The organism is Rhizobium sp. BK377, from assembly GCF_014193935.1.
Lineage (GTDB): Bacteria > Pseudomonadota > Alphaproteobacteria > Rhizobiales > Rhizobiaceae > Rhizobium.
This window is the reverse complement of the sequence record NZ_JACIAC010000002.1, coordinates 395047-413594: the sequence shown is the minus strand read 5'-3', so window position 1 is coordinate 413594 and position 18548 is coordinate 395047. Positions and strand designations below refer to the sequence as shown.

Below are 18548 nucleotides of genomic sequence, written 5' to 3'. Positions count from 1 at the left end.
TTGTTGAAATATGGATCAGCGTCAAGCCCTCATCGCATTCGGCGCATTGTCGCAGGAAACCCGGCTGCAGGTCATCCGCATGCTTGTCGTCGCCGGCCCTGACGGAATGGCCGCCGGCGCGATTGCGGAAAGGCTCGAAGTCTCGCCGTCGAACGTATCCTTCCATCTGAAGGAACTGGAACGCTCCGGCCTGATCGCGCAGCAGCGCGAATCGCGTTCGATCATCTACACGGCGAATTATGAGGCGCTCGGCGGCCTTGTCCGCTTCCTGATGGAAGACTGCTGTTCCGGTCATCCGGATATCTGTGCGCCCGCCGCAGAGGTCGCGGCCTGCTGCACGCCCAAAGTGGAGGAGAAACTGCGATGACCACAGACCGCGTCTACAACGTGCTCTTTCTCTGCACGGGCAATTCCGCCCGCTCGATCCTGGCGGAATCGATCTTGAACGCGGAAGGCAAGGGCCGCTTCAGGGCCTATTCGGCGGGAAGCCAGCCGAAGGGCGAGGTCAATCCGCATGCCCTGAAAGAGCTTGAGGCGCTCGGCTATCCCGCAACGGGCTTCCGCTCGAAGAGCTGGGACGAATTTGCCGAGGCCGGTGCGCCCGAGATGGATTTCATCTTCACGGTCTGCGACAGTGCTGCCGGCGAAGCCTGCCCAGTCTGGATCGGCCACCCGATGACGGCTCATTGGGGCATCGAAGATCCCGCCGCGGTCGAAGGCAGCGAAGTGGAAATTGGCCGCGCCTTCGCTCAAGCCGCCCGCTTCCTCAAAAATCGCATCATGTCCTTCATTAGCCTGCCGATCACGTCGATCGACAAGCTGGCGCTTGAAACGCATCTGCGCCAGATCGGCACTATGGAAGGCGCAAGCATCAAACAGCCAAAGGCAAGCTGATGGGTGTCGCCCTTCATCAACAGGCAGTAGAAGGCAATGACGACGGCCTGCGTTCGGCACTCGCCGGCGCCGGTCTTCCGGTCGATGACCTGACGGATGCCGGCCGCAGCTTCTTCCGTTTTTCTCAGGGTGGCGAGACGGTCGGTTTCGGCGGCCTGGAACTTTACGGCGAGGCCGCCTTTCTGCGCTCCATCGTGGTTCTGTCCGATCGGCAGGGCTTCGGTTTCGGCCATGCCATAACGCTCGGCCTGCTCGATCAGGCCCGCAGACAAGGCGCGGATGCTGCCTATCTGCTGACGGAATCGGCCGCGCCGTTCTTCCAGTCGCTCGGCTTCCGCCCGATCGCCCGCGATGAAGCGCCGGCCGCCATCCTGACGACGCGGCAGGCCGCAAGCCTCTGCCCGGCATCGGCCGTCTTGATGGTCCGGAGCCTTCCGGCATGAGTGCGGTATTTCCTCTTTCGCGGCGCGTGGCTGCCGAAGCGCTCGGCACGATGCTGCTGGTGGCAACCGTCGTCGGATCGGGGACCATGGCGGATAGCCTGACGAACGATACGGCGCTGGCGCTGCTCGGCAATACGCTGGCAACGGGGGCAATCCTCGTCGTTCTGATCACCATCCTGGGGCCGGTTTCCGGCGCGCATTTCAATCCGGTCGTGTCGCTGGTTTTTGCGCTCCGGCGCGAGTTGCCTGCCTCTTTCGTTCCGGCCTATATCGCCGCGCAAGTCATCGGCGGCATTGCCGGGACGATGCTTGCCCATGCCATGTTTGGCCTTCCCCTGCTGCAAGCCTCGGAAACCGCGCGCACCGGCGGCGCGCAATGGCTCTCCGAAGTGACGGCAACCTTCGGTCTTGTCTTCATTATCTTCGCCGGTGTGCGCTTCCGCGCCGATGCGGTGGCGTGGCTGATTGGCCTCTATATCACCGCCGCCTATTGGTTCACCGCGTCGACCTCGTTTGCCAACCCGGCAGTTGCGATCGCCCGATCGCTGACGCACACATTTTCCGGCATCCGCCCGATCGATCTGCCGGGCTTTATCGTCGCTGAAGTCGTCGGCGCATTGCTGGCGCTGATGTTTTCCGCATGGCTGCTGATGGACGCCCGTAATCCTGAACCCTTCGCTGAAACGGAATCTGCACCATGACCATGGACGTCAAGATCTATCACAACCCGGAATGCGGCACCTCGCGCAACACGCTGGCGATGATCCGCAACGCCGGCATCGAGCCATCAGTCATCGAATATCTGCAAAATCCGCCGTCGCGCGAACAGCTGATCAAGATGATTGCGGATGCTGGTCTGAGCGTTCGCGAAGCGATCCGGGAGAAGGGCACGCCTTATGCGGAGCTCGGCCTCGACAGCCCTGATCTCACCGATGAGCAACTGCTGGACGCGATGCTCAAGGATCCGATTCTGATCAACCGTCCTTTCGTCGTCACGCCGCTCGGCACCCGCCTCGCGCGGCCCTCGGAAGCGGTTCTGGACATCCTGCCCGATACGCATAAAGGCCCGTTCGCCAAGGAAGACGGCGAACAGGTTCTCGATGCCGACGGTAACCGCCTTGTCTGAACGCATACCGCTCCCTGCCGTGCTTGGGCTCGGCGTCACTCAGATCATCGGCTACGGCACGCTCTATTACAGTTTCAGCATCCTCGCGCCCGATATGGCGGCCACACTCGGCTGGTCGAACGAATGGACTTTCGGAGCACTCTCCGTTGCGCTTCTGGCCGGCGGCCTGACGGCGCCCTGGCTCGGCGTGCTGATCGACAGGATCGGGGCAGGGCGGGTGATGACATCGGGCTCGGCCGCTGCCGCAATCGCCCTCGTTGCCTGCGCCTATGCGCCGGGCAAGGCGTCCTATGTCGCCGCCCTCATCGCCATCGAGGTTGCCGCGAACTTCGTGCAGTATGGGGCTGCCTTCGCGCTACTCGTGCAACTGCGCCCGCAGGCCGCTTCCCGCAGCATCACCTACCTGACGCTGATCGCCGGTTTTGCCTCGACGATCTTCTGGCCGATCACCACGGCGCTGCATGCCGCCCTGTCATGGCAGAGCGTATATCTGGTCTTTGCGGTCCTCAACATGGCCGTCTGCGTGCCGGTTCATGCGTGGCTTTCACGCGGTGCAGCCTGGCACCGGGCAACGGCATCGCCGGCTGCGCCGCGGGTGGAAGGCATTCTGCCGCCGGCGCGCCGCCGTCTCGGATTCGGCCTGATGGTTATGGGCTTCTCGCTGATGTCGCTCGTCGGCTCGGCGATGCTGGTGCATATGGTGCCGCTCCTGTCGGGTCTCGGGCTCGGCGGCGCCGCGGCTCTGGTCGGAACCCTGTTCGGCCCCTCGCAGGTCGGCAGCCGGCTGATCAACATGATCTTCGGCAAGGGCCTGCCGGCGCTCTGGCTGGCGCTGATTGCGGCGGTGCTGATCCCCGGCGGCGTTCTGGTGCTTCTGCTATCTGCGCCATCAGTGGTGGGGGCGATGCTCTTTGCCATCATCTTCGGCATGGGCAACGGCCTGCTCAGCATCGCAAGCGGAACATTGCCGCTACAGCTCTTCGGCAGCGACGGCTACGGCAAATTGCAGGGCAGGATGATGGCGGCGCGGCTGATCCTTTCGGCGCTCGCGCCCTTCGTCCTGGCCTTCGGCATGGCGACTATCGGCATTGCGCCGTCGCTCAGCATCACTGCCGCCCTGGGCGGGCTTGCCATTGTTGCGTTTCTTCTCATCGCGGCAGCGCGTTAAGCGGCATCTGCCGAACACCAGCTCTTGATCGCCGCAATCGCAATCCTCCCATTAAACTTTGGTGTGCCACTCCATGCCCTGCTATTGTCCGTCGTCGATGTGTTGATCCCGGCATGCAGATCAGGGCTGAGAACGATGCTCTATCTCTTTGTTTTCAGGCAACTCCGGACTGCTGCGCACTTTTGCTGGAACTGCTCTAGGACTATTCCATGCCCGACCGGTTCGAACCCGTTTTAGCCGCAGTTCCATCACAGCTCAGATGGATCGGCTTTCTGGCGATGTGTTTGGGCATGTTCATGGCGATCCTCGACGTGCAGGTCGTCGCAACCTCGCTGCCGACCATCCAGTCGGCGCTCGATATTCATCCGGACCAGATGAGCTGGGTTCAAACCGCCTATCTCATCGCAGAAGTGGTGGCGATACCGCTGACGGGGTTTCTCACGCGACTGCTGACCATGCGCTGGCTGTTCGTCGTGTCGCTGTCGCTGTTCGTGATCGCCTCGGCAGGCTGTGCGGCAAGCGGCAGTTTTGGTGGGCTCGTCGCCTGGCGGGTCGTTCAGGGCTTTTCGGGCGGCACGCTGATCCCCTCGGTGTTTTCGGCCGTTTTCATCCTGTTTCCGGATGAGCGGCAGGCGCTTGCCACGACGATTGCGGGCGTTCTGGCCGTGCTTGCGCCGACGATCGGGCCTGTTGTCGGCGGCTGGCTGACCGAGACCTATTCGTGGCACTGGCTGTTTCTGATCAATATCATCCCCGGCATTGTCGCAGCACTCGTCGCCATGCGCTCGCTTCCGCGCGAGAGCGTCAATCTCTCCGAGCTCTGGCATCTCGATGCCCTGTCGCTGCTCTTGATGGCGGCAAGCCTTGCCGCGCTGGAAATCGGTCTCAAGGAGGCGCCGACGAGCGGCTGGACCTCGCTTTATGTCTCCGGGCTCATCAGTCTGTCGGTGGTCTCGGGATGCGTGTTTGCGTGGCGGTCGCTCAGGCGAGCCATACCCGTGGTCGAACTCCGGAATTTCGGTGACCGGAATTTTCTCGCAGGTTCGGCGATGAGCTTCATTCTCGGCATTGGCCTTTTCGGCTCCGTCTATCTCATGCCTGTCTTTCTGGCTTTCGTGCGCGGCCATAACGCTCTCGAAATCGGCATGACGATGCTGGTGACGGGCATTGCCCAGCTCGTTACCGCTCCGATCGCAGTGGCGCTGGAGAAGCGGATGGATGCAAGGCTGCTCTCTGCTCTCGGCTTCACGCTCTTTGCCATCGGCATCGGCATGAGTGCCTTTCAGGACCCGCAGACCGATTATGACGCGATGTTCTGGCCGCAGATCATCCGCGGCATCGCCATCATGTTCTGCCTGCTGCCGCCGACGCGGCTCGCACTCGGCACTCTGCCGCCGGAGCGCATTCCCGACGCCAGCGGCCTGTTCAACCTGATGCGCAACCTTGGCGGCGCAATCGGCATCGCCCTGATCGACACCATCGTCTACACCCGCTCGGCGCCGTTCGGTGAGGGCCTGTGGGATCGGCTGAAGGCGGGGGACGTGGACGTTGCGGCTTTCATCGGTGCGCCGCTGCAGGTGGTTGCGGGGCATCAGGGAGAGTTCGATGCGGATACGACATCCCTGCTCGATCCGCTCGTGCAGACGGCGGCCACCGTTCAGGCGCTCAACGAGGCGTGGTTAGTGGTTGCGGTGCTGACGGCCTGTGCGCTGTTGTGGGTGCCGTTTGCGAAGAAGGTGGAGCCAGCCGCATGATGGCCTGCGCAGAGGGTGAGAATTACAGGGTAGGGTCGGCGCTGGCGATCTTATCCAGATCGGGAGAGAGGAAAACAGCATGTCTGAAAAACAGATGCAGCTGATGAAGCACATCTACGAGCGCTTCAATGCGCGGGATATCGACGCGGTGCTAGCCGCACTGGCCGATGATGTCGCCTGGGCGAACGGCATGGAGGGCGGGCATGTTTATGGGCGTGAGGCGGTTCGCGAATATTGGACCCGTCAATGGGCGATCATCAGCCCGCATGTGGAGCCAGTCGCGTTTCGGCAGGCGGAGGAGGGTGTCATGGAGGTGGAGGTGATCCAGAGGGTATTCGATCTCGACGGCCGCCCGCTGGAGGGGCAGACCCATGGTCTGAAGGACAAAACGGTGCTGCATGTCTTTCGCATGGAAGGTGGCAGGATCGTTCGCTTCGATATTGGCGATTCAGCGTAGGCTGATCCCGGCTGACGTCAATCGATCCGCTTGAGATCCCGCGCAAAGCGCTGCCAGTTGCCGACATACTTCCTCGCGGACTGGGTGATCTTAGCGGCTGCCTCATCATCCAGCGTGCGGATAGCTTTCGCCGGCGACCCGACGATCAGGGAATTGTCGGGGAATTCCTTGCCTTCGGTGACGAGCGCATTGGCGCCGACGAGGCAATTGTTGCCGATTTTGGCGCCGTTCAGGATGGTGGCGCCCATGCCGACGAGTGAGTTGTTGCCGATCGTGCAGCCGTGGATGATGGCGTGGTGGCCGATGGTGCAGTGATCGCCGATCGTGGTGGGGAAGCCGGGGTCGGTGTGGACCATGACGCCTTCCTGCAGGTTGGTGGCTTTGCCAATGACGATGGGCTCGTTGTCGCCGCGCAGCACCGCGCCGAACCAGATGCCGACTTCTTCGGCAAGCTCGACATCGCCGATCACATGCGCGTCGGGGGCGATCCAGAAGGTGCCGTGCGGTGGCAGTTTTGGGTGCAAGCCTCCGAGTGCATAGATCGCCATTTCCGTCTCCTCAGACCACTTTCAGCGAGAGCGTCGCAATGCCGTCGACGCCGCAGGAGATGCTGTCGCCCTTGTTGATGGCGGCAACACCTGATGGCGTGCCGGTCATGATGACATCGCCAGGGGCGAGAACAAAGAGTTTCGAAAGCTCTGCAATGATTTCCGGGACTTTCCAGATCATCTGGTTTAAGTCGCCTTCCTGCTTTCTGACGCCATTGACGTCCAGCCAGACGCGGCCGCTCACGGGATGGCCGAGGCGGCTTGCCGGGACGATGGGGGAGACAGGCGCCGAATGTTCGAAGGCCTTGGCGAGCTCCCAGGGGCGGCCAAGCTTCTTGGCTTCTGCCTGCAGGTCGCGGCGAGTGAAGTCGATGCCGACGCCATAGCCATAGATGCAGTCGAGCGCCTTTTCGGCCGATATGTCCGCACCGCCGGCTTTGAGCGCCAGCACGCATTCGACCTCGAAATGGACGTCATTGGACAGTGGCGGATAAGGGAAATCCTGGCCGGCGAAGAGATTGTCGGGGTTCTTCTGGAAGAAGAAGGGCGGCTCGCGATTCGGGTCGTGGCCCATTTCGATGGCGTGGTCGGCATAGTTGCGGCCGACACAATAGACACGGCGGACCGGGAAGCTTTCTGCGCTGCCTTCGACGGGCAGGAGAACGGGCTGCGGCAGGGGGATGACGGTGGCGGGGAGGGACATGGCGGGACTTCTTGGCTGATTGACGAGTCTGCCTGCATCCTACTGCCTAATTCCCTAAATCGGAATCGATTTAAGGATAAAATTATGCAGCAATTCAAAGTGCTACAGCGTCCTTTGCGCGTCCGAAAAGACGCGCGGCGCTGTAGACGCAAAGGGCCGCCCAGGGGAAAGTGCGGTATCGGCCCGCTCAGTCCTTTGCGAGAGCGCCGCGCATCAGCGCGTAATAGGCCGACAGCTCCGGAATGGCGTTCGGCAGGGTTTCGAAGGCAGGGTCGGTCATGGTGAGCGTTCCCGCATATTTCGCTTCGAGGAAGGCATTGTGATCCGGCAGGGCCGATCGGTGGGAGCCGTTGAGCACGGTGAAGACCGGCGAGGGCACGGTGCGGCCCTTGACGATGATGCGGTCGAGCTCGACCACGGTGTAACTGTTGGCGACGAGGCGGGCGGTTTCCTCGCCGAGCAGGAGGGCGACGCCGTAATTCTTCGAAGCGCCTTCGAGGCGGGAGGCGAGGTTGACGCTGTCGCCGAGGCAGGAATAGTCGAAGCGGCGGGTGGAGCCCATGTTGCCGACGATGCATTCGCCGGTGTTGATGCCGACGCCCATTTTGAGGATATGCAGCGGCCGGCCTGTGGCGGCGGCTTCGCGCTCGAGCTCGCGGTTCAGCGTGCCGATCGCATCCTGCATGGCAATTGAGGCCTTGACCGCGTGCAGGGCATGATCGGGGTCGTCGAGCGGCGCATTCCAGAAGGCCATGATGCAATCGCCCATATATTTGTCGATCGTGCCACCGTGATCCATGACGACATCGGACAGCGGCGTCAGCAGGCGGTTGATCAGCGTCGTCAGCTGTTCGGGATCGTCCTTCATCGTTTCGGCGATGGTGGTGAAGCCGCGCACATCGGAAAATAAGACCGTCAGCGTGCGCCGCTCGCCGCCGAGTTTCAGCTGCGAGGGATCGTTGGAGAGGCGCTTGACGAGATCGGGCGAGATATATTGGGCGAAGGCCAGCGTGATCTGACGTTTCTGACGGCGCTCCTCGGTATAATCGAAGGCTGCCTGGCCGAAGGCGACCGCGACGAAGGCGACGGTCGGCCCAAGCGGCGAGACGAAGACATGGCTGAAGCGGATGCCGGCATAGCTGACGGCCGCAAAGGCGAGGATTGCGGCGGCGGTGGCGACCAGCGTGCGCCAGCTCGTGGATTTCCAGACGGTGGCGGCAGCAAGAGCGACTGATATGAGGATGCAGATCGCAACGACCGGAAGGCCGGCTTCCGTGATCGCCAGGCCATGGACGATATTGTCGTAGATGGTGGCCTGCACCTCGACGCCGGAGACGAGCTTGCCGGTGTGGACGGTGTAGGGCGTGGCATAGGCATCGACGCCGCCCTGGTCGATCTCGGGCGCATTCTGCAGGCTGAGGCCGACAAGCACGACGCGATCCTTGAAGGTATCGGGCGGCAGGAAATTCTTCGGGTCGAGCGCCTGATAATAGGAGACGGTGGGGTAGCTGCGGGCCGGGCCGAAGGACTGGATGAGGAAACCTCCCGGCAGGTGCGGCGTCTTGATGCCCGCAGCCTTCGCAAGCTCCATGGCGAAGCCATCTTCATAAGACGGAATATTGCGGAAGACGCCGTCGCCATTCAGCGTGATGGAGGCGATGCCCGTGCGCGCGCCGGCCTCGGTCATCTGCGGCAGCGGCGTGGTGCGCAGCAGCTGAGCGGCCTGCGGCGTCTGAATGAGCGTTTCGTCGCCGGCAAGCACGACATCGGCGCCGACGACCGATGATACCGCCTGGTCGTTCTCGGGCGTCGAGGGTTCGGCCATGATGATATCGAGGGCGATCGCCTTTGCGCCGGCGGCGCGCAGCTGTTTGACGAGTTCGGCATGCAGGCTGCGCGGCCAGGGCCATTGCGCATTGATATCGGCAAGTGAGGGCTCATCGATCGCCACGATGATCGGCCCGCCGTCGGGTGGTGTCGGATCACCGACCGTCGAGAGATAGTCGAAGGTGCGCAGCTCCGTCAGCGTCCAGGCGGGCAGGCGGGAGATCAGCGAGATCGTTACCAGTGTGACCAGCGCCAGCACGAGAAGCCGGATGCCGCGGCTGGAGAAGGGCCAACCGGGTGGGCGCTGCGACGGGCGGTTCTGCTCCGGCGGCCGTTCTGCCTGAAGGCGTCGCAGGGCGGCCGGGCGCGCCATCGTCAGAAACGGATCTTCAGGCTGCCCTTGAAGGCGCGGCCCCAGCCTGGGGTGCCGGGCAGAACCTCAAAATCTTCGTCGAGCAGATTGTAGGCGGCAGCCTCGAGCGCGATGCGCTTGTCGAAAGGTTCCCAGATGAGATGGGCATCCAGGCTCCAGTAATCGTCGAGTTTCGTGCCGACCAGATCGCCGGTACGTTCGCCGATGTAGTTTGCAGCAACAGTGGCTTTCACCTTGGCTTCATTGACCCAGGTCAGCGCGATCTGGCCGGAGTTTTGCGGGATGAAAGGCAGATCGCCGTGGTAGTTGAAGGTCGTCGGATCCTCGTTCTCGGAATCCATATAGGCATAAGTGGCCGAGAGACCGAAGCCGGACCCCAGAGCAACGTTGGCCGTAACGGCGGCGCGATCGATGGTGCCGCGCCCGTAGGTCTGGCTGTCGACGAGTGCGAGGCCGGTGACCGGCAGACCGATCGAGAAATCGTGCAATTCCTGATGCTGGTATTCGACCGACGTGAAGAAACGGTCCGTCCATTCGGCATCCCATTGCAAGGCAATCGTATCGGCGTATCCCTCTGCACCGACTGAGAATTGGTTGGCCTGCAGGCCAAGGATGCCGACGGGCGCCAGCGATGGTACGCCGGTGTCGAGGCCCTGGCGCATGAAGGCGGCGCGCAGCCACTGATTTTGCACGGGTTCCCAGGCAAGGCCGAAACGCGGTTCAAGCCGGCTGACATCGGTATCGTCGCCTTCCAGTCGCGTGGCGAACAATGCGTATTCGCCCTTCAGGTCAGGCGTGATCTCATGAAGGAGGTCGATATAGGCGCGGCCGATATTGACGCGGCTGCTCTCGTCGGGTGGGCCAAATGTCCGCTCGTCCACGAAGCCTGGTAAAAGAGTATCGAGATGAATCGTTGTCTTGTTGCTGCTATCGGTCCATCCGCCTTCGATACCGTACCGCCAGGTCAGCGTGTCATCGCCGATGCTGTGGCTGATCGCGGCTATGTAGGTTTTGGATGCGCTCTCCAGGCTCGTTTCCATGAACGGAAATAGATCTGGAGGGGGAGCGCCGGTCGCTTCGGAGGCATCAAATGTTTGGTCGAAGACGGTTTTCGCTTTACCTTCGGAATAGAGGAGTGCTGTATTGAGCACGTTCCGATAGCCGAAAGTGTGGCTCCAGCCGACGCCGCCAATGGTCGTCTCACCCTCATCATGTCTGTTCTGATAGAGAGGCAAATCCATCGTCGGTATTACACCGCCGAGGAACGGCAGAAAGAATTCTTCATTCAGGCGATCGGTGAATGCCGTGCTTGTCGTCAGGGCATTCAGCGGCCCGTAGGCTTTGCCATGATTAAAGAAGCTGACGATACGGTCATCCGGCGTCAGTGTGGCCGTCAGATAGGCATTGCCGGCAAGTAGTTTCTTGTCCAGATCGAACCCGCCGAAATCGCGGTAATCGCCGTCCAGCGCCAGCTCTTCCCAGGTCAGATCCGCGCGGAAGCTTATTGGAACGGTTGCGTTCGAATAGCCCTGGATTTCGGCTTCGCCGATGCGGCGCGTATGACCGTCGACGCTGTTGATGCCGCCGCCGAGCGAGCCTTCGATGAAGGGTACATCGAACAGCGATGCCGAGCGCGAACGGCCGGAGAGCATGTGCGGAGAGAGCAGAAGGCCCTGGATGAAGGATGAGTAGGTCGATGAATTGAGGCGATACTGGCTGATGCTGTCGTCGCTGAAGCTCGTTGCGTTGACGAAAGGAAAGATGCTGCCCTTGATCGACTGGTCGATGTAACCGGTGCCGTTGAAAGGATCGAAGACGGCATCGCCATAATAGCGGCCCCAGGCATCCAGACCCTGTAGCCGGAAGGCGTCATTCAGCGTCGAACCGGCGCTCGCGTTGGCGCCGAGCCCGCTGTAATCGCCGCCGCGGGCGCGGGAGCGGCGCAGGAATTCCTGCGCGTTGCGGATGGCACCATCGGCATTGTAATCGTCGATATCGATAGCGGTGCGGAAGGACGAGATAAGCGGATCGTCATCGTCGAGACGGTTGGCGTTGTCGAGCGCCTGTTCGGCAGGAAGCCGGTCGCCCTTTTCGTAGTGGGTGGCTGCAAGCAGGAACTGGGACTGCGAATGAGCGGGATTGGCGGTGCTGGCGGCGAGCAGGTCCTCCAGCGCCCTGTCGCGCTCGCCGGACTGCAGGTAGTAGCGGCCGCGGGCAAACAGGGCGAGATCGAAGGAAGGATCGAGCGCGATCGCGGTGTCAATCTCACGCTTGGCTTCCTTCATGCGCGACTGATCGAGATAGAGCATCGCAAGGTTGGCGTGCAGCAGCGGATCCTGAGGATCGAGCTCGATCGCCTTTTTGAAGGCCTTTTCCGCTTCGTCATTGGCATCGCGCGAACTTTGCAGCAGGCCGAGCGAATTCATCGCGCCCGAGTAGCCGGGCGCGAGCGCGATGGCGCGTTCGAGATCGGCAAGCGCGCCGTTGACATCGCGCTCGTAGGTGGCCCTGTAGCTCGCACGGGAGGAGAGCGCCATCGGATGATCGGGGTCGAGCGCCAGCGAGCGTTCTATCGCTTCCTTCATCTGCTCACGGTCGTCGATGAGCTCCGCCAGCTGGGCGCGGACCGCCGGCAGAGTCGCGTCATTAGGATAACGCTTTTCCGCTTTCCTGATGATCTCGATCGCCGCGCGCGGGTTTTCCAGGAAGCCTGTCGCATAGGCCTCCATCATCGCGCCATACGGGCCGGTGGGGTTGGCCGGCAGCGGTTCGGAATGGGCAGGATCGGCGAGCGAACGGGCGAAATAGCCGCCATATTGGGCCATGTTGCGGCGTGTCGGATCGAGATGCGGCAGGGCTTTCTGGAAGAGCCTGGCGGCATCGCCATAGCGCTTTTCCGAACCGGCAATGGTGGCGTCGATCAGGTCGACGCGGGCCTGCTGGGCCACCGTCAGCTTGCGGCCGCGGATATTCTTCAATGTTGCGGCTGCAGCCTGGCGGCCGTCAAAGGCGCTCTGCACTTCGGCGAGTTCCAGCCAGTCTTCCGTCGTGCGGCGCTCCGGCGGCAGAGCCAGCAGGCGGCGGCGCTCGCTCGCCATGCGGTCCGCCCGCAGCGGCGAGGTCGGCATCAGGTCGAAGCCGTCGCGCAGGTCCAGATAGAAAAGCATCTGTTCGCGGTCGTCAGGATTGACGCTGATGATCTTGTGCGGCGCCTGGCCGATGGTGGCGACGGCGCCTTCGCCTTCGTTGACGTCGACGCTGCCCTGCGGGTTGCTGAGTGAGACGCGGCCTTCGAGCACGATCATCGAGGTCTTGGCGCCCTCGACGGTCATGGTCCAGTCCGTGCCGCGGATAGCGGCGGCGGCGGCCGGGGTTTCGACCGTCAGGCCCTGGCCGCCGCGCTGGGCGCGCGCCCAGATGGTGCCGGACTGAAGGTTGAGGATCGTGTCGCCCGTCGCAGACATTTTCTTGACCTGCAGCGCGGAATTGCGGCCGAGGCGGATCTGCGTGTGATCGGAAAAGAGGATGGCGAGCTGGCCGGTGGCATTGGTGCGCAACACGTCGCCATCGAGGAGATCCTGGTTGAGATCGACAACGCGCCAGTTGCTGACATCGACGAAGCGCACTTCCTCACCGGTCTTGCGGGCAATGACCGAGCCTGCAACCGGAGTCGGGCGCTGCAGCGGCTCGGCCGCAACCGGAAATGAAAGTAACGTTGACATGAGCGCAAGAGATGTACTTGCGCGCAGAAAAGACTTCAGCCCCGACATTTCAGATACCCCCGCACCTTTTTCCCCTTTGGCCAAGCGCGGTGTAAAAGTCAAGCTGACTGCACACGTGTTCTTGCTTTCGCAATCAAGTGTATTATTAGGGAAACACTATTACGGGGTGGGGCTTCCTTGAGCGAGTTTGAAAATTTTGCGGAGCTGCCTTCGAGCTCTCCGTCGACCGAGGATATTGGCTTGGAATATTTCGACCATATCAAGAAAATCAACGACGTATTCTATGATCAGATCAAGATATCGGATCAGAAGGCAGCTTATATCTTTACTTTTATGCTCGCCTTTCTTGTGAGCTCCGCCGAGGTGAGGGCAGTCTTCACCTTTGCGCGCTATGCGCAGGGCACACCGCAGGCCATTCTCTTTTCCGGGCTTCTGGCGGCAGCCTCGGTCTTTTCGATTCTATCGGCCATCATGGTGGTATTGCCGCGGCGGCTCGACAAGTCCACGTCGATGTTCTGGGGCGCCTGGCCCAGGCACCGCGACGCCTTCTTCGAGGCGGCGATCCGCCGCGACGAGCGCTATCTCTTCGATCAGTATGTGGAAAATGCCGATATTCTCTCGCATATCGCCTGCAGCAAGTACCGCTTCGTGACGATTGCCTTTCGCGGACTGATGGTGACGGTCGTAGCCTATGTGCTGCTGCTGGTCGCGGCTTAAGTCCACGTTCCGGTTTGCCGTCGCTTCCGGCATGACTTCAGCTTTTGGCAAAGTCCGCCGCTGTGAGGGGGACAGGCTTATAGCCGTTGACGTCGGTGATATCGTATTCCTGGCCGAGTTCGGCCGCAACCAGGACCTTTCCGGATTTCGACATCAGCGCCGGGTCTCGCCAAAGTCCTGCTATGACGTGGCCGATGAATTGCGGTGACTCGGAATTGGACAGGTCGAAATATTCGGCGTTCTGCATGACCGCTTCGGTGCGGACCAGGCCGGGATAGAGGGCGACAGCGGCGACATGGTGCGGGCGCAGATCATGAGCGAAGTCCGCGGCCATCTTGTCGGCAGCGGCTTTCGCAGTGCCGTAGATCGCGTTGCCGTCGTAGAATTGCGCTGCCCAGAATGAGATATTGACGATCAGGCCGCGCTGCGCCTGGATCATGACGGGTGCCAGCGCACGCGACATCAGGAAGGCGGCCCTGAGTGCGGTGCCCATCATCGCGTCCCACCGCCAGAGCGGCTGCTCCCAGAAGGCGCGGGGCCAGGTAAAATCGCCATCCTCGACCATGTTTTCATAGCCGGGCCATGCATTGTTGACCAGAATGTCCAGCCTGTTGCCGGCTCTGATCTCTTCGGCCACGCGCTCGTTCTCAGTGTCGTTGCTGTGGTCGCAATGATGAATGATAAGGCGTCCGGGCAGTGTCGCGGCCTCAAGTTCAAGCCCGTCCAGCGAGCCTGCGCGTTTGCCCGCGCTTGCGTCCGCCTCCGAACGCGTCCTGCCGGTGACATGCACTGTGGCGCCCTCAGCGAGCAGGGCAAGCGCAACCCCGCGGCCGACGCCGCGACTTGCGCCCGTTACCAAGGCGACGACGTCTTCCATGTTGGCTGACTCCTATACGATGGCTATTTACGGGCGCGACTGGTGAGCGGGGATTTGGGCCGCCCTTGAGACAACGAAAATACGGTGCCACCGTGCTATTGTGAAGACGGGAAGGCCAGCAGTGCGCCGATGGAGGGGCACAGGAGGAGACATTTGCGGGGGAGGGCGGGCACCAGTTGGTCGGCCTGCGGCGCTTCGATCAGCGTTTCGTCACCCCGATAATTCCTTCTGCGGATTGCCATAAGGGATATCCGCCGGCGGACCGTCAGATATAGACGGCCCGCCCGCCGATTGCATTACTTCTTGAGCAGGGCCTGTACGGCGGCGATTTGGGCCGGGGTAAGATTCTGTAGGGCGTTCTTGGAGGCCGTCGCGAGCAACGCTGACAGTGGGTTGCTTGTGGCTGGGAGGAAACTGGTGCCCAGCTTTGGGGTGAAAAGGCTCGGGTTCACTTTCGTGATCGATGTGATCGCCGGGAAGACTTTGCCGATAGCGCTACCGAAAGCCATGGATATTCTCCTTTAAAATGTAAATATGTTGTAGATGCGCGATTTGCGCGCAAGAAATATGCTTGCTTTTACAACTTAATCAATAAAATTCTTTTTGCTGAGCAGCTTTTCCATGTCCTGTCTGGTATCGCTGCTGAGGGCTGCGCGGCCGGCGCGAGATCAATATCCTTAATTAGAGTATCGCTATAGCGATCGACAGTCACTGTGCCCGTCCATACTGAGCATCCGCGGTTTTCATGCTTTTTGCGGCTAGGAAGGTCAGCCTTCTGAAGTTCGCCGAAGCGTTCAGCTGAAGTTTTCACCTTCGATAATGTGGCCGAAGTGCGTGCAAGTTTGAGGTATCTGGAATTTTCTAGGGTAGGTTGCGGACAATGCTTATCTGCGCTAATCAAAGGCGCGTTTAATTCGGGCGGTTCTCAGCTTTTCCATGTCAGTTTCCTCAAGCAACAGCGGTGAGCCGGCCTCATTGGCGTGGTTCGCCAAATCGACCTTGCCCTATACGCCTCTCGTCGCCGAAGTTATGCTGACCGCCTCGGTCATCCGGTTAATGGGATTGGTGCAGCCGTTCGTCTTCCAGACGGTGATCGACCGCGTGCTGCCGTTCCAGCGCGAGGCGTCGCTGGTCCTGATCGTCGGCATTCTGGCGGCCACGGCCGTCTTTACGGTCATCCTGGACGCTCTCTCCACCTATCTCAGCAACCACATCGCCAACCGGTTGACCGCCGAGCTGGCCAACCGGATCTTCCGGCATGTCCTCAATCTGCCGCTCGCCTTCCTGCAACGCTGGCAGGTGGGCGAGACTTTGGCCCGGATCGGCGAAATCGACACGGTGCGCGGCTTCCTGACGGGAACGGTGGCAAGCGTTGTGGTCGACGCTTTGTTTGCCGTGATCTACGTCGTTGCGCTCCTCGCACTCAGTCCCTTCCTCACCCTGATCGTCGTGATTGCGCTGCCGCTGCAACTGCTTGTCTTTGGTGCGCTCGGACCGTTCCTGCGCAACCGCATGCAGACTGCTTTCCTATCCGAATCCTTTCACCAGGCCCGGCTCGTCGAGATCCTGGGCAATCTCACCACCGTGAAGGCGATGGCCGGCGAACGCATCCAGCACGCCCGGCTGCAGGAAACGTTAATCGCGAGCCTCACCGAGCGGTTTCGAGTCATCAAGTGGGATATCGGCTCGGGAGCCATCCAGAATGTGCTCGGCAGCGCCTCCAACATCCTGATCATTTTCTTCGGCGCACAGTTGGTTTTTGCCAACACCATTACGCTTGGGGAGCTCATCGCGTTCCACATGCTGTCCGATAAGGTTTCGGGGCCGATCATGTCGTTGTCCACGATCTGGCAGCAGTGGCTCGGCCTGAAGGTCGCTCGTTATCGCCTCGGGGATCTCATCAACGAGCCCCCGGAAGAAGAAACGGCCAAGCCAGCGTTCGATCTGCAAGGTATTGCCGAACTTGAGATGAGAGACATCTGGTTCGGCTACCAGCCGGATCATTTCGTCATCAAGGGATATTCGGTCAGGATTACCGCGGACAGGCCTTCGATCATCGTCGGCCCATCGGGCTGCGGCAAGTCGACCATCGGGAAAATCCTGGTCGGGCTCTACCAGCCGGCATCGGGCATCGTTGCTGTCGACGGGAGGGATATTTCCCAATTCGACCCATACAGCCTGCGCAGGAGCCTGTCCTACGTGCCACAGGAACCGGTGCTGTTTTCCGGCTCGATTCTTGAAAACCTGATGATCGCCAACCCATCGGCGACCGCCGAAGAAATCGCATGGGCGCTGCAGGCAAGCGCCAGCGATGAATTTGTGGCGAGCCTGGAAAACGGTATCGAGCAGCAGGTCGGCGAACGAGGGAGTTTTCTGTCGGGCGGCCAGCGGCAGAGGCTGTCGATTGCGCGCGCGCTCCTCGCGAAACCTTCGATCCTCGTGCTCGATGAGCCGACGAGCGCGCTGGACGATGAGGCGGAGAGCGTCGTCGTCGCCACGATCGCCAACGTCAGCAAGACGGTCGCGACTGTTGTCATCACCCATCGCCGGGATCTGCTGGGCGAGGATGTCAACGTCATCGATATGGGCACGGCAATTCGTTCCCCGTTGCAGGTGTTGCATGCCTGATGCAATCGGCATCTCCGCGCCGTCGCCCACCCTTCGCCTGACGATCTGGATATTTCTCCTGATGTTCGTATCGTTCGTGGTCGGTAGCGTGCTGTTCAAGACCGAGATCATTGCGACCGGGCAGGGGCGCATCGTGCCGGTCGCGCGGGTGCAGACCATTCAATCACGTTTTCAGGGTAAGGTTGCCGCGATCAATGTCCGTGAAGGCCAGCGGGTTTCGCAAGGGGATGCGCTGATCAATCTTGAAGATACGGAGGCTCGTAGCCTCGTCGACCAACTCACCGCGAACCTTCGAGCGCTCGAGCAGGATCACCTGGCCGCTCAGGCAATCCTGGCGCCGTTGTCTCAGGTGGATCCCGCATCTCCCATCTTCGTATCCTCGGGACTGGGACGGCTGTCTGGTCAACCCTATGCAGCCTCCGATGCTACGTCGGCCTTGGTTCGCGCCATCCTTGTGTCGGTCAGCGACGATGTCGCCCAGCTGGATTCCGCCTTGCGCAAGACTGAATCAGCCGAAAGCGTCAGCCAGGCCCGCCTCGCCAACGCCGATGCCGATTATCGGATCGTGGCCGACAAGTTCAAATCCTATGACGCACTGGAGAAGCAGGGCGTCATCAGCCGGGCAGATTATTTTGACCGACTGCGGGAAGTGACCGTGGTCGAAGGGGAGGTCAACATTGCTTCAAAAACGCTGCAGCAACTCGCAGCCGAAAAGGATGAAATCCGCAAGCAGCGCCAGAAAGTCATCTCCGCAGCTCTGGTGACCTATCAAAAGCAGCTGAATGATACAGCGACTGCGATGGCGCGGGCCGCCGCCGAACTCAAGGCCGCCAAGCAAAATCTCGCCAACATGACGCTGGTGTCGCCGGTGGATGGCATCGTCGAAAACTTAAGCGTCTCGACGATTGGCGGCTTCCTCGACGAAGGCACGCCGACCATGACGATCGTCCCCCAGGACTCCCCCCTTGAACTGGAGGCGCTCTTTGACAACAGTGACGTCGGTTTTCTGCGATCAGGTCAACGGGCCTACGTCAAACTGGCAGCTTTCCCGGCCGAGCGTTTCGGGATGCTTGCGGCGGAAGTAACTGGGGTGGGGGCCGATGCACGGCAGAATGCCGACCAATCGAACTGGGTCTATGCCGTTCGCCTGAAACTCGACAAACCGGCCATGCAGATCGATGGCCGGCCTATTCGCCTTGCGTCGGGAATGACCGCGAGCGTTGACATTGTCACCGGCGAGAGACGTCTGATCAGCTATTTCTTTTCTCCGCTCATCAAGACGTTTCAGGATAGCTTGCACGAACGCTAAGG

17 protein-coding genes are annotated in these 18548 nt (G+C 61.2%); 11 read left to right on the top strand and 6 right to left on the bottom strand.

Annotated features, from left to right (window positions below; genetic code table 11):
• Positions 1 to 10: 10 nt before the first annotated feature.
• From FHT92_RS10725 to FHT92_RS10690, 8 genes are all read left to right on the top strand, one after another.
• A complete protein-coding gene (locus FHT92_RS10725) occupies positions 11 to 367 on the top strand; it encodes a helix-turn-helix transcriptional regulator (RefSeq protein ID WP_183824726.1) in 357 nt (118 codons plus the stop codon).
• The gene (locus FHT92_RS10720) at positions 364 to 894 is read left to right on the top strand and encodes an arsenate reductase ArsC (RefSeq protein WP_183824722.1); all 531 of its coding nucleotides are present in this window, start codon (positions 364 to 366) and stop codon (positions 892 to 894) included. The genes FHT92_RS10725 and FHT92_RS10720 overlap by 4 nt, the downstream gene beginning before the upstream one ends.
• Complete coding sequence (arsN2, locus tag FHT92_RS10715; RefSeq protein ID WP_183824719.1) at positions 894 to 1337, top strand: arsenic resistance N-acetyltransferase ArsN2; 444 nt, start codon at positions 894 to 896, stop codon at positions 1335 to 1337. The genes FHT92_RS10720 and arsN2 overlap by 1 nt, the downstream gene beginning before the upstream one ends.
• On the top strand, positions 1334 to 2038 hold the full coding sequence (locus FHT92_RS10710; RefSeq protein WP_183824716.1) for an aquaporin: 705 nt from the start codon (positions 1334 to 1336) through the stop codon (positions 2036 to 2038). The genes arsN2 and FHT92_RS10710 overlap by 4 nt, the downstream gene beginning before the upstream one ends.
• The gene (gene arsC, locus FHT92_RS10705) at positions 2035 to 2463 is read left to right on the top strand and encodes an arsenate reductase (glutaredoxin) (RefSeq protein ID WP_183824713.1); all 429 of its coding nucleotides are present in this window, start codon (positions 2035 to 2037) and stop codon (positions 2461 to 2463) included. The genes FHT92_RS10710 and arsC overlap by 4 nt, the downstream gene beginning before the upstream one ends.
• Positions 2438 to 3631: an arsenite efflux MFS transporter ArsK gene (gene arsK, locus FHT92_RS10700; RefSeq protein ID WP_183824710.1), complete on the top strand. Its 1194-nt coding sequence runs from the start codon at positions 2438 to 2440 to the stop codon at positions 3629 to 3631. Before arsC ends, arsK begins: the two co-directional genes overlap by 26 nt.
• A gap of 209 nt (positions 3632 to 3840) precedes the next feature.
• Complete coding sequence (locus FHT92_RS10695; RefSeq protein ID WP_183824707.1) at positions 3841 to 5385, top strand: DHA2 family efflux MFS transporter permease subunit; 1545 nt, start codon at positions 3841 to 3843, stop codon at positions 5383 to 5385.
• A 79-nt stretch (positions 5386 to 5464) separates the two neighbouring features.
• Complete coding sequence (locus tag FHT92_RS10690; protein ID WP_183824704.1) at positions 5465 to 5842, top strand: nuclear transport factor 2 family protein; 378 nt, start codon at positions 5465 to 5467, stop codon at positions 5840 to 5842.
• 17 nt (positions 5843 to 5859) lie between these two features.
• Here the strand turns inward: FHT92_RS10690 and FHT92_RS10685 are convergent, their stop codons facing one another.
• The 4 genes from FHT92_RS10685 to FHT92_RS10670 all read right to left on the bottom strand — a co-directional run bounded on the left by FHT92_RS10685 (position 5860) and on the right by FHT92_RS10670 (position 13015).
• Positions 5860 to 6390: a gamma carbonic anhydrase family protein gene (locus FHT92_RS10685; protein ID WP_183824701.1), complete on the bottom strand. Its 531-nt coding sequence runs from the start codon at positions 6388 to 6390 to the stop codon at positions 5860 to 5862.
• Positions 6391 to 6400: 10 nt separating this feature from the next.
• On the bottom strand, positions 6401 to 7093 hold the full coding sequence (locus FHT92_RS10680; protein WP_183824698.1) for a fumarylacetoacetate hydrolase family protein: 693 nt from the start codon (positions 7091 to 7093) through the stop codon (positions 6401 to 6403).
• 187 nt (positions 7094 to 7280) lie between these two features.
• On the bottom strand, positions 7281 to 9293 hold the full coding sequence (locus tag FHT92_RS10675) for an adenylate/guanylate cyclase domain-containing protein (protein ID WP_210278424.1): 2013 nt from the start codon (positions 9291 to 9293) through the stop codon (positions 7281 to 7283).
• A 2-nt stretch (positions 9294 to 9295) separates the two neighbouring features.
• Positions 9296 to 13015, bottom strand: coding sequence for a FecR domain-containing protein (locus FHT92_RS10670; RefSeq protein ID WP_246735216.1), 3720 nt, complete (start codon positions 13013 to 13015; stop codon positions 9296 to 9298).
• Between the two features lie 177 nt (positions 13016 to 13192).
• Here FHT92_RS10670 and FHT92_RS10665 point away from each other — a divergent pair, with 177 nt between their 5' ends.
• Positions 13193 to 13732: a Pycsar system effector family protein gene (locus tag FHT92_RS10665; RefSeq protein WP_183824692.1), complete on the top strand. Its 540-nt coding sequence runs from the start codon at positions 13193 to 13195 to the stop codon at positions 13730 to 13732.
• Between the two features lie 37 nt (positions 13733 to 13769).
• Here the strand turns inward: FHT92_RS10665 and FHT92_RS10660 are convergent, their stop codons facing one another.
• Both FHT92_RS10660 and FHT92_RS10655 read right to left on the bottom strand, forming a co-directional pair.
• Entirely contained in the window at positions 13770 to 14609 is an 840-nt protein-coding gene (locus tag FHT92_RS10660; protein WP_183824689.1) for an SDR family NAD(P)-dependent oxidoreductase, read from the bottom strand.
• Between the two features lie 296 nt (positions 14610 to 14905).
• Complete coding sequence (locus FHT92_RS10655; protein WP_183739958.1) at positions 14906 to 15118, bottom strand: hypothetical protein; 213 nt, start codon at positions 15116 to 15118, stop codon at positions 14906 to 14908.
• Positions 15119 to 15545: 427 nt separating this feature from the next.
• On the opposite strand from FHT92_RS10655, the gene FHT92_RS10650 reads away from it, so the two are divergent.
• Complete coding sequence (locus tag FHT92_RS10650) at positions 15546 to 17237, top strand: peptidase domain-containing ABC transporter (protein WP_183824685.1); 1692 nt, start codon at positions 15546 to 15548, stop codon at positions 17235 to 17237.
• Complete coding sequence (locus FHT92_RS10645; RefSeq protein WP_183824683.1) at positions 17230 to 18546, top strand: HlyD family type I secretion periplasmic adaptor subunit; 1317 nt, start codon at positions 17230 to 17232, stop codon at positions 18544 to 18546. Before FHT92_RS10650 ends, FHT92_RS10645 begins: the two co-directional genes overlap by 8 nt.
• Positions 18547 to 18548 lie beyond the last annotated feature (2 nt).